This window comes from Enterococcus sp. DIV1304_2 (genome assembly GCF_050555445.1).
Classification (GTDB): Bacteria; Bacillota; Bacilli; order Lactobacillales; family Enterococcaceae; genus Enterococcus_B; species Enterococcus_B pernyi.
In genome coordinates, this window is sequence record NZ_CP187851.1 from 1,202,754 (window position 1) to 1,215,155 (window position 12,402).

Below are 12,402 nucleotides of genomic sequence, written 5' to 3' on the forward strand. Positions count from 1 at the left end.
GATGGAGAAAATGATTGAGGAAATAATTGCCTGGTTGGTAGCAGCAAAAGAAAAGATCCTCCATGCACAAAATGAGCAACTAACAGTCGCAGAAAAAACGAATCGTAAAGATCTAGTGACAAACATGGATCGAGAAATCCAAGCATTTCTGATCAATAAAATCCATTCTGCCTATCCTCAAGCAAAAATTTTGGCAGAAGAAGAAGGATACAACAACTTATCTGATTTAAGTGGTCAAGTCTTTATCATTGACCCCATTGATGGTACGTTGAACTTCGTGGTACAAGGAGAAAATTTTTGTATCATGCTTGCTTATTACGAAGATGGAGTAGGACAGCTAGGATTCATCTATGATGTCATGCGAGATGAATTATACTGGGGCGGTAAAACGATCGGTGTTTACAAAAATGACGTGAAATTACCCCAACCGCAAGACCTTCCATTAGACAAAGGATTAGTAGCGATCAATAGCTATCTCTTCGGTCATGATCGATTCAATATCCATGCGATTGGTGAACAAAGTATCGGCGTTCGGATGTGTGGCTGTGCAGGCTTAGAATTGATTGCGATGTTAAAAGGCAACCACATCGGCTATATCTCCAATCTAAGTCCCTGGGATTACGCAGCTGGTAATGTCTTGTTGGAAGAGTTCGGTATGCGATATAGTGGGTTTTCCGGTGCACCATTGAGTTTCAGTGGCAGAGAATATTACTTAGCCGCAACTCCAACCGCCTATGCGACCATACTCGACATGTTTCAATTGGATTGATTATTTTTCTAGCTTTGAGATACATCCATCAAAAAGTTCTTATAAAATAAGTGGGGGACGATAAAATTGCTTTTTTGAGCAATGTAATCCTTCGCTTATTTTTTTGATCGATGATAGTATCGGAACATTCATTTATAGAATATGCTAATGGAAAAGTTTTGTAATGACTCTTTTTTACATAAATTCGGATTTTTCGTGCTGTTTTGATTAGAAAAAGGGCGAATTATTAATTTTCTCGAAAAAATGAAAACATTTCACTATATTTCATGAAAAAAGTTTGGTATAATAAACAGTCGAGTAAAATTGCCCTGTGATAAAGAATCGATAAAAAAGGAGTTACTTAAATTGAATAAAAGAAATGACATCCGTAACGTAGCGATCATCGCCCACGTCGACCACGGAAAAACAACATTAGTTGATGAACTATTAAAACAATCTGACACATTAGACGCCCACACTCAATTACAAGAACGTGCGATGGACTCAAACGCACTTGAACAAGAACGTGGAATCACAATCTTAGCAAAAAATACAGCTGTTGATTATAAAGGGATTCGCGTCAATATCATGGATACACCTGGACACGCGGACTTCGGTGGTGAAGTAGAACGTATCATGAAAATGGTAGACGGCGTTGTCTTAGTTGTAGATGCCTATGAAGGCACCATGCCACAAACACGTTTCGTATTGAAAAAGGCTTTAGAACAACATATCACACCGATCGTTGTTGTAAACAAGATCGACAAACCATCCGCTCGTCCTGAGTATGTGGTAGATGAAGTCTTAGAATTATTTATCGAATTAGGCGCAGACGATGATCAATTGGATTTCCCAGTGATCTACGCATCTGCTTTGAACGGAACATCAAGCTTATCCGATGATCCAGCGGACCAAGAACCAACAATGGCACCGATCTTTGATACAATTGTCGAAGCTATTCCTGCACCAGTTGACAATAGCGATGAACCTTTACAGTTCCAAGTATCATTACTTGATTACAATGATTATGTTGGACGTATCGGTATCGGCCGTGTCTTCAGAGGGAAAATCAAAGTTGGTGACCAAGTATCACTGATCAAACTTGATGGCACAGTGAAGAAATTCCGTGTGACAAAATTATTTGGTTTCTTTGGCTTACAACGTTTAGAGATCCAAGAAGCTAAAGCTGGTGACTTGATTGCTGTCTCAGGAATGGAAGATATCTTCGTTGGGGAAACAGTTACACCAGTCGATCATCAAGAAGCATTACCGATCTTGCATATCGATGAACCAACATTACAAATGACTTTCTTAGTCAATAACTCTCCATTTGCTGGACGCGAAGGAAAATACGTGACATCACGTAAAATCGAAGAGCGTTTGATGGCAGAATTACAAACAGACGTTTCACTTCGTGTTGAACCAACAAATTCACCAGATGCTTGGACAGTTTCAGGTCGTGGTGAACTTCACTTATCGATCTTGATCGAGAACATGCGTCGTGAAGGTTATGAGTTACAAGTATCACGTCCAGAAGTTATCGAAAGAGAAATCGATGGCGTAAAATGTGAACCATTTGAACGTGTTCAAATCGACACACCAGAAGAATACATGGGTAGTGTCATCGAATCATTGAGCCAACGTAAAGGTGAAATGCAAGATATGGTTCATACAGGAAATGGTCAAATTCGTTTGACATTCTTGACACCTGCTCGTGGATTGATCGGTTACTCAACAGAATTCTTGTCAATGACTCGTGGTTACGGAATCATGAACCATACATTTGATCAATACTTGCCAATGCTTCCTGGCCAAATCGGCGGACGTCACCAAGGTGCGTTAGTATCCATCGATACAGGTAAAGCAACAACGTATTCAATCATGAGTATCGAAGAACGTGGTACTGTATTTGTTGAACCAGGTACAGAAGTCTACGAAGGTATGATCATCGGTGAAAACAGCCGTGAGAATGACTTGACAGTCAATATCACAAAAGCAAAACAAATGACTAACGTTCGTTCAGCTAACAAAGATCAAACATCAGTCATCAAAAAACCAAAACAATTAACACTTGAAGAATCACTAGAATTCTTGAATGACGATGAATACTGTGAAGTAACACCAGAAAACATCCGACTAAGAAAACAAATCTTAGAAAAAAATGCGCGTGAAAAAGCATCTAAAAAGAAAAAATAATAATTTTGACCGAATCTTAGAGAGAAATCTCTGAGGTTCGGTTTTTTTTAGAAGTTCGAACGGATGGATAGTCAAATATGATGAATTAATTTTGGAAGTACACATGTCATCATAATCAATGACTGGTATTAACAAAAGAAACTCTAAAATTTTAATTCAACATCAAATGTGTGAGATAACCTTAAAAAGGTGTTTTTTTTTATTTTTCAGCTGATGGATAGGAAATTCTGTAGTTGCCTGATAGATAGGTTAAAATAACTAATATCTTTCAATATTTACCAATTAATTGAGAAAAAATGGCGTTATCAAATGACGGATTTCGTTTTAAAGTTAGAGAGTGGGACTTACCTATAAAAATGTCAGAAGAAAGGGATGTGTGAATGAGCATAAAAAGATAGCTTGTCATTTTTATGAGAATTGTAATATGAAAAAGTTGCGTGAAGGAGGAACATAGGTTGACGGTAAGGAAAAAAGCACTACATAGTTTTTTGATAGCTGGAATGATACTAGGTAATATGAATGGAACGATAGTACAAGGTATTTCAACGGTAAGCACAAGTAATAACGTACAAACACAACCAACAAAAAAAGGAATAGAGACTAAAACATCAAATAAAACAACAAGTGATACGGTAGCAAATAAAAATACGAAATCTGAAACAACAACTGAAAGCTCAAAGAAAAAAGAGCAAAAGACAGAAGAGCAAAAGACAGAAGAGCAAGTGAAGGAAACTGAAAAATTGATCAAAGGCTTAATTAGCCCTAGATATGCTATCGAACCACCCACAAGCATACCTGTCGCACCTAATCAACTATCTGTTGATCATGGGAATATCTTGTCTGAATATATTCAAAACGGAATCAGAAGTAAATTTGATATTTCAAGTGATACTTTAACAGTTGGGGATACGATTATCTTAACTAATGTATCACCGATTTATTACAGAGAAAGCCCAATTCCGCTTTATAAACCAGGGTCTGGACATCATACTAGGGTTGAAAATTTGAGTCCATTAAGAAACAATGGAGTTGGCCATCCTAGACCAGTTTATACGATCAATGTGGAATCAAAGAGTGGTAATTGGCGGATGCAACTTACTCCAACAGAGCAGGCGACAGCGGAAGATATGAAGTTAGGAGAAATTGGGGTTGTATTTACTCGCTTAAAGGTGGCACCACCTCAAGAAGAAATTTTTGATATACCTAGATTCCCTTATTCTTATTGGTGGGGAAATGCGGATGAAGGTGGTTATAGTATAGAAAGAATTAGCACAGAATTTAGTTTTGATGGTTTCTCAAAAACAAATATTGGTAATATCAAAGCTAGTGTAAAAGAAGGTTCCCATACTCTTGAGCACCAACAAAAGATTCCTGATCCAAAAGAGTATATTAAAGTAGATAATACGCGTGGAACAGTTAGCTATGAATGGGTCAAAGTACCGGATGCAACAAAAATAGGTAAGCAAGAAGTGAGTATCAAAGTAAGTGATGAATCGGGTAGAGCGCCAGTTACAGTAAATTTCGATTTAGAAATCAAGCCGTTGATTAAAGCTATAAAAGATAGTATACAGATTTACCAAAATGATCCTGTGCCAAAAATCGAAGAAATTTTTGAAGTCATTCATCAAGGTTCTTATCAATTGTCATGGGTAACTTCAACTAATACTTCAACCCCTGGGATGTACTCTTGGCAAGCAAAAGTTCTGACACAGGATGGTAGAGAGGCAACTGCAAATGTGAATGTAGAAATCATACCTGATGAAGGACTAGAAATTGAATTAAATTCAATTGAGGAACAGCAATTAGGAAATACCACTTCCTTACTCTCTAATAATCGATTTAAAGAGTTAATTAAAAAAGTAAGCTTTCGTGGAACATCAATAGATATAGATAGCTTAGAATTAGTTGGGGCAGAATCAGTAGAGCCAGACTATGACGTAGTTGGTGAACAGATTTTGCGTTTGACCGTTCAAGGAAGACGTCCAGATGTCAATGCGATGACAAAAGGAACAGTTGAAGCAAAAGTGAATGTTCGTTGGGGAAGTACAATTCTGATGAAAACAAGTAACGGGGAGTCGGCAGGTGCTTTTTCCTTAACGTTAGATAATTCTAGTTCAAATAGTATTCCTCTAAAAATCACTAGAGGACTTTCGTCCCCATTGGACGTACCAGTTGGACCTCAAGTATCTCCATTTTCTCTTTATTATTCATTTGAAGTATTAAGAAATCAACAAGTTACCTATAGTCAAGATGTGAGTAATCGTGCGACTTTACAGCAAATCATAAACCAATTTGGAAATTCATCAAGTACGATTGATGTGCGTCTAAATGATGTCATTAAAATTTATCATCCTGAACACACGACAAATAGTTCTGTTGTGATGATCGATGAAAAAGAAAATGACTTCACTTATGATACGCCATATGCGTATTACAAAGTGACAGCATATGGGTTTGAACCAATTCCATTGTTAGATGCAGAAGTTTCGCAAAAAAGTTTTGTTTTAGGTGAAAACACGAAAAATATCGATCCCGCTTCCCTATTAAAACATGTGACTATCAATGGTAGAATCATCGATAATAGTTTATATCAAGTAGAATCCTCAGTTGATTTTGATACTAGTACAATTGGAACCAGGAGTATGCGCCTGAAAGTTTCTATGAAGGATGGCTTAGCCACTAAAGAATTTGATGTCGACTACCAAGTGAAATGGGGTAGTACGATTTTACTGAAAGGTTTAGATGATGCAACAGTTGGCGCATTTAGTCTACTAAAAGAAAACGATCAATGGGCATTACATGCTAGTCAAGGTGTAAGTGGGACGGACTTGAGTCAACCGGTCAATAATCATTTTGGCCGAGACATTTACTATGGTATTGAAGTGATCGAAAATATTACTACCAAATACCAATATAACGTACTAGGAAATCAATCGATTAGAGAAGGAATCGAAGGGTTCAATCAAGGAAAGCCATTAAACGTTAAACAAGGCGATGTCATCAAAGTGTATCATGCAGAACCAACAGGTAATAGTCTGTTGATGCAAGATGAATTAGCCAAAGACTTTACGATGGGCTCAAATGATGCCTATTACGAAGTCACCGAGCATGGGCTAGAACCGATCCTGGCGATTTCTACAGATACTAAACCACAAGAATTTAGTTTAGGTGATGATGCCACAGAGATTGATGGCACACAACTGATTAATTATGTGACGATCAACGGTACCGAGTTAACACCGGATCTATATACAGTGAAACAATTAGGAAACTTCGATACAACCACAGTCGGTCAAAAAGAACTTGCTATCCAATTTGACACAAAAGATGGGGTAGTATCAAAAGTCATCACAGTGCCTTATGAAGTGAAATGGGGCAGAACGATCGTGATGAAATCTAGCACTGGTGGTTCAGCAGGTGTTTTCTCACTGCAAACTACTAATACGACCAGACAACTGAAAATTCATCATGGGTTTGACTCGCCATTAGATGAGCGCTTAGGAAACGATCAAGACCTCTATTATTCAATTGAAGTCTTACGTGGTGAAAAAGTCCAGTATAGTCAAGAAGTCCCAGGTCGTGTCACGCTACAAGACGTCATCAACAGTTTTGGAACGAATGGTACTCCAGCTGTCACTGTCCAGTTAGATGATGTGATCAAAATTTATCACCCGCAAAAATCTCCTGGTAGCTCGGTACTGATGGTCGATGAACTAGAAGAGGACTTCACGTATGGTTCAGATTATGCGTATTACAAAGTAACGACATATGGTTTTGAAGCAATGCCAGTCATGGAAGTCCATACAGCTAATAAAGCCTTTTATCTCGCGCAAGATGTGACTACTGCAGCTGATGCTGAATTAATTGATCGTGTGACGATCAACGGCAAAACAGTCGATCCAGAGGAATACACGATCGAAAGACGTTCAGAAATCGATACGACAACGATAGGAAATAAAAACGTCGCTATGCGTGTGAAAATGAACGACGGTTTATCTAGTGTACAACTTGAACTGCCTTATCAAGTCAAATGGGGAAGTACATTTATTCTGAAAGGTGAAGAAAAAGAAGGGAAAAGAGGAATCGTCGGCTCCTTTAGCCTGCTTGATCAAAATGATGAGTTGGCTATCTATGCCACAAAAGGCGAAGATGAAACAGAACTTAATGCGCCGGTCAACTCTGCCTATGGTCGGAATGCCTATTATCGAATCGACATCCTAGCAGATCCTAAAAATAAAGCCAATAGTTTATTTCCCGATAACATCAAATATACTTATGAGGTGGCAGGTAATCAAACGGTTCGTCAAGCAATCGAAGGGTTCAATAATGGAGAATCATTACCTGTGGAAGAAGGAGACATTTTCCGTGTCTACCATGCAGAAACAGATAACCAGAACTTACTGATGTGGGATGATATCGTCAAAAACTATACAGCTGGGTTGAATTACGCTTATTATGAAGTCAAGAATGGCGAGTTTGAGCCGATTACGATGATTCACGCAGATGTTGCTAGTCAGGAACTCGTCTTAGGTGAGGATACCAGTGAGGTAGACGTGACAACGTTGATTGAGAATGTTGCATTCAACGGACAGAGTTTGAACACAGAGCTTTACAAAGTAGAACAAACGGGAGCGTTTGATACCCATACGACAGGAGAAAAAACAGTAACGGTAAAAGTATCAACCGCAGATGGAGTTTCTTCGACTGACATCGAAGTGCCATATGAAGTGAAATGGGGCAGTACGATCCATTTAAAAAATCGTAAAGGTGAAACGGTTGGATCGTTTGGACTACTAAAAAACAGTAAACAAATCGAAATCCAATCTGTCCAAGGAACCGATCAAACAGTGTTGAAGAATCGAGTGAATGAATACGATGACACCGAAGTATATTATGGAATCGAAATTCTCAACGAACGTAAGCAAAGCAAATATCAATACGAGGTTCGTGGTACACAAACGATCGAGCAAGCAATTTCACGTTTTAATACAGGTAAATCACTGGCGGTGACACCAGGTGATATCGTGAAGGTTTATCACGTAGATACTAGTAATAATTTATTGATGGCAGAAGAGAACGAACGAAACTACACCTATGGCAGTAATTACGCTTATTATAAGGTAACAGATTATGGTTTTGAGCCTACAGGTGAGTTAACAGTTGAACCTGCTCAGCCTTCTTTTGCACAAGGCACTGAAAGAGTTGACCTGAAATCGTTAGTAAAAGAAGTGAAAGTCAATGGACGTGTAATACCTAAAAACGTCTATACTGTTTCTTTAGATGGGACATCTGAAATCGATACTGAAACTATGGGCAGTCGCTTTGTTTCTCTCGATGTCAAAGTGGATCGGAGTTATGGGAGTTTATCTACTCGTACAGAATCTTCATATGAAATCGTTGAACCTGGTCAAGAAACAACGCCAGGAGAAGAGGATGCTAATGCAGGAGGAGTAGAAGGTACTGACACATCAAACGACCCAGATGCAGATGGAATTTCAGCAGAGACTGGTTTAGGCGAGGGTTCCGCAGCAGAAGGTGATGAGAGTAAATTGCCACAAACCAATCAAACCATCAATCGAGTACTGCCATATATTGGTGCATGCTTCTTACTAATAGTAGGATTTGTTTTATGGAAACGAAAAGCATCTAAAAAATCGTTTGATAAACAGTAACGGATAGTTAAAATGACAACGAAGCAGTTGAAAGAGCGAAAGTGATAATTACTTTGGCATCCTTTCAACTGTTTTTTTATGACCAATAAAGGAGTCATAGACAAGAAATATAAAAATAAATCCTATGAGTAAAAAACAAAATTCTTGTAATAGGAAGTCAATCATTAGCTGTGGAGAACTTAAAGAAACAAAAAATGAAAGCAAGAATGGCAAGATGAATTTTTTAAAGAACTTTTAAAAAACTTAAAATACTCTGTTTTTAGTTTCACAAAAGGCGTTTTGTTTCACAGAGCGAGACTTGCTCTTATGAGCAGACAGAAGTAGAATAGATAGTACATGTCTGATGAATCATTTGATAAAATGCGTAATTAATAGTTAGATGAAAGAAGTAAAACATGAAAGTGTAAAAACAAACAGAAATCGAGGAGGGCGCATGTGGAGCAGTTATTAAAAAAATATTTTGGATATGAGCTTTTCCGCCCAGGCCAAAAAGAAATCATTGAAAAAATCATGGCTCAAGAAGATGTCTTGGGTATCATGCCGACTGGAAGCGGAAAATCAATATGTTATCAGCTACCCGCGCTAGCCTTAGAAGGGTTGACGATCGTCGTTTCTCCCTTGATCTCTTTGATGAAAGATCAAGTGGATGCTGCGAATCAACTGGGAATTGCGGCTACGTTTATCAATAGTTCATTAGAAGGATATGAAGTGGCACAACGTTTTCGTTCATTAGATGAGGGCAAGGTTCAATTGTTATATGTTGCACCAGAACGTTTTATCATGCCTGATTTTATCCAAGCGATGAATCGTTGGTCAGTTCGCTTGATTGCCATCGATGAAGCCCACTGTATCTCGCAATGGGGGCATGATTTCAGACCTAGTTATTTGCAGATGGCGATTATTTTAGAAGGTATCCCTCAGCGTCCGCCCATCGTGGCCTTGACAGCAACTGCTACTGTCCCTGTAGCGACAGATATCAAAAGACTTTTAAAAATCCCTGAACAAAACCATATTCAAACTGGATTTGCACGAGAAAATCTGAGGTTGCAGGTTATCAAAGATCAAAAAAAAGAACAATATTTGGTCGAGTATTTAAAAGTGAATCAAAATCAATCAGGCATCATTTATGCCGCGACTAGAAAAGAAGTGGATCGACTATATCAGTTGTTGGCGAAATTTGGTTTTTCCGTTGGCAGATACCACGGCGGTATTTCCGAAAAGGAACGGACGGAAATGCAAGAAGCTTTCCTTTATGATCGTATCCAGCTATTAGTAGCAACGAACGCTTTTGGAATGGGGATCAATAAAAGTAATATTCGTTTTGTCATTCACTACCAAATACCAGGTTCATTAGAAGCATATTATCAAGAAGCTGGTCGTGCCGGAAGAGATGGTTTACCTAGTGAAGCCATTTTGCTATTTGCGCCACAAGATGTGCAAGTCCAAAAGTTTTTTGTTCAACAATCGCAACGTGAGGAAGCACAAAAACATAAGGAATACGACAAGATCCGAGCAATGACTGAATACGTCCATATCGAATCCTGTCTGCAACAATATATTCTTTCTTACTTTGGAGAAGCAAGCGAGCCTTGTCAGCGTTGTGGCAATTGTCTTGATGATCGTGAACTGGTCGATGTGACCACAGAAACGCAAATGGTTTTGTCGTGTTTGAAACGAATGGGTGAGAACTACGGAAAACAATTACTAATGAAAGTCCTTGCCGGATCAAAAGATCAGAAAATCAAACAGTTTCAGTTTGATCGATTGTCTACGTATGGTCTACTAAGGAATCTGTCACAAAAAAACATATTACAGTTGATCGACTATCTGATTTCAAGTGGCTACTTACTTGCGGCTAGTGGTGAATACCCTGTTTTGAAAGTCAGCGATCTTGGGGTGCAAGTGCTTATGGGAAAAGTAACTGTCCACAAAAAGGAACCCAAAAAAGTGCAACAATTGTCGCATGACGAAACGGATGGTCTATTTGAAGTATTACGCCAGCTACGGACTGATTTAGCTGTTGATGCAGACGTTCCGCCCTATGTTGTTTTTTCAGATGCGACACTCAAAGAAATGAGTCAGCATCGACCAAATGACCGATTGGCACTTCTCCAAATCAAAGGGGTAGGACAAAGCAAGCTTGATAAGTACGGTGAAATGTTCTTACAGGCAATCAAAAATTTCCAAGAAAGCGCTACGCAAAGTGATAGTTAAAAAACATAAAAAAAAGCCTAGATAAATCTAGGTTCTTGCTCAGTTATCGCGTAAAATATGCTATAATGAATGAACTTAGAAATGGAGGGAAAGGCAAATGGATTCTCTTTCAAAAGAGACGGCACTCAATGTGTTGATTGATGAGGCAGATCGCATCAAGCGTTTGATCCAAAATCAAACAAACAGTCTTTGTATCTCGCAGTGCAAAGCCTTTGAAGAGGTAGTCGATACACAAATGTATGGATTTTCTCAGCAAGTGAGTTTTGCGATACGTGTAGGGATCATTGAAAAAAAAGAAGGGCAACTGATGCTCAGCGAGTTAGAACGTCAATTGAATCACTTATACAATGAAGTTTACCGAGAAAATTATGATAAAAAAGAAAGTGGCAAGGGGGAATAAGCTTGCCGAATAAAGTAAAAAAAAGGCATCTGTTGGATTACAGTATTTTAATTCCATATTTGATTTTATGTATCATCGGGTTGATCATGGTTTATAGTTCCACCTCCTACTTGTTATTAGCAAATGGGAGCAATCCAGCATCATCAGTTATCAATCAAAGTATTTTTTGGGTGCTTAGCTTGATTGTTATTGCACTTTTATACAAAATGAAAATCGGTGTATTGAAAAATCAGCGATTGATCATGGCGGCTATCGCAGTCTTGACGATTTTATTATTGATCGTCTTATTTTTTGGGGAAGAACGTAATGGGGCAAAAGGTTGGCTTGAAATTGCCGGATTTTCTATCCAGCCCGCCGAATACCTAAAAATCATTGCCATCTGGTATCTTTCCTTTACTTTGTCACAGAGACAAATGAGTGTGCAAAAAAACTTCATTGCAACGGTCAAACGACCTTTATTGTTAGTGCTTGCCTTGACAGTATTAGTGGCAAGTTTACCCGATTTTGGGAATGCAACGGTTATTTTTTTGATCATCATCGTGTTACTACTAGCTAGCGGCGTCAATTATTTTTACACCTTGATCGTCGGTGTCGGAGGAATCATTTTTAGTGTGGTAACAATTTGGTTGATCAACGTGACCCAAGGGAAACTTTTCCCAGGTCGCCTACAATATATTTATCATCGTTTTGAAATTTTTCAAAACCCTTTTTCTGATGAATTGAATAACGGACACCAAATGGTGAATGGATATTATGCGATGTTCAACGGTGGCCTATTTGGTCGCGGATTAGGGAATAGTATCCAGAAAAAAGGATTTCTACAAGAAGCGCAAACCGACTTTATCTATGCCATCGTAGTAGAAGAATTAGGAGTGATCATGGGTATTTTGATCTTAGCTTTATTGATGTTCATGATTGCGCGTATCATTTTAGTGGGCATCCGCTCAAAAGATCCATTCAATTCTTTGCTATGTATCGGAATCGGTTCGATGTTTCTGATCCAAGTATTTGTCAACCTTGGCGGGATAACTGGGATCATCCCATTGACAGGGATCACATTCCCATTCTTGAGTCAAGGTGGTTCGAGTTTACTGATGCTTTCGATCTGCGTAGGTTTCGTCCTGAATATCAGCGCAGATGAGAAACGTAAGAGTTTAGGTATTTACTAAAAT

6 protein-coding genes are annotated in these 12,402 nt (G+C 38.5%); all 6 read left to right on the top strand.

The genetic code is table 11. The features are described from left to right. Position 1 precedes the first annotated feature (1 nt). The 6 genes from IGJ14_RS05710 (at position 2) to IGJ14_RS05735 (ending at position 12,399) form a co-directional block, all read left to right on the top strand. Positions 2-769, top strand: coding sequence for an inositol monophosphatase family protein (locus IGJ14_RS05710; protein ID WP_029594039.1), 768 nt, complete (start codon positions 2-4; stop codon positions 767-769). A 345-nt stretch (positions 770-1,114) separates the two neighbouring features. After that, positions 1,115-2,944, top strand: a complete 1,830-nt coding sequence (gene typA / locus IGJ14_RS05715) for a translational GTPase TypA (protein ID WP_010735665.1) — start codon at positions 1,115-1,117, stop codon at positions 2,942-2,944. A 455-nt stretch (positions 2,945-3,399) separates the two neighbouring features. After that, positions 3,400-8,616, top strand: coding sequence for an LPXTG cell wall anchor domain-containing protein (locus tag IGJ14_RS05720; RefSeq protein WP_019723243.1), 5,217 nt, complete (start codon positions 3,400-3,402; stop codon positions 8,614-8,616). A 435-nt stretch (positions 8,617-9,051) separates the two neighbouring features. Continuing rightward, positions 9,052-10,830 carry a DNA helicase RecQ gene (recQ, locus tag IGJ14_RS05725; protein WP_195339587.1) on the top strand — a complete coding sequence of 593 codons (1,779 nt, stop codon included), beginning with the start codon at positions 9,052-9,054 and terminating at the stop codon, positions 10,828-10,830. A 97-nt stretch (positions 10,831-10,927) separates the two neighbouring features. Next, positions 10,928-11,230: a YlaN family protein gene (locus IGJ14_RS05730; RefSeq protein WP_010735661.1), complete on the top strand. Its 303-nt coding sequence runs from the start codon at positions 10,928-10,930 to the stop codon at positions 11,228-11,230. Positions 11,231-11,232: 2 nt separating this feature from the next. Next, positions 11,233-12,399 carry an FtsW/RodA/SpoVE family cell cycle protein gene (locus tag IGJ14_RS05735; RefSeq protein WP_019723755.1) on the top strand — a complete coding sequence of 389 codons (1,167 nt, stop codon included), beginning with the start codon at positions 11,233-11,235 and terminating at the stop codon, positions 12,397-12,399. Positions 12,400-12,402: the final 3 nt, after the last annotated feature.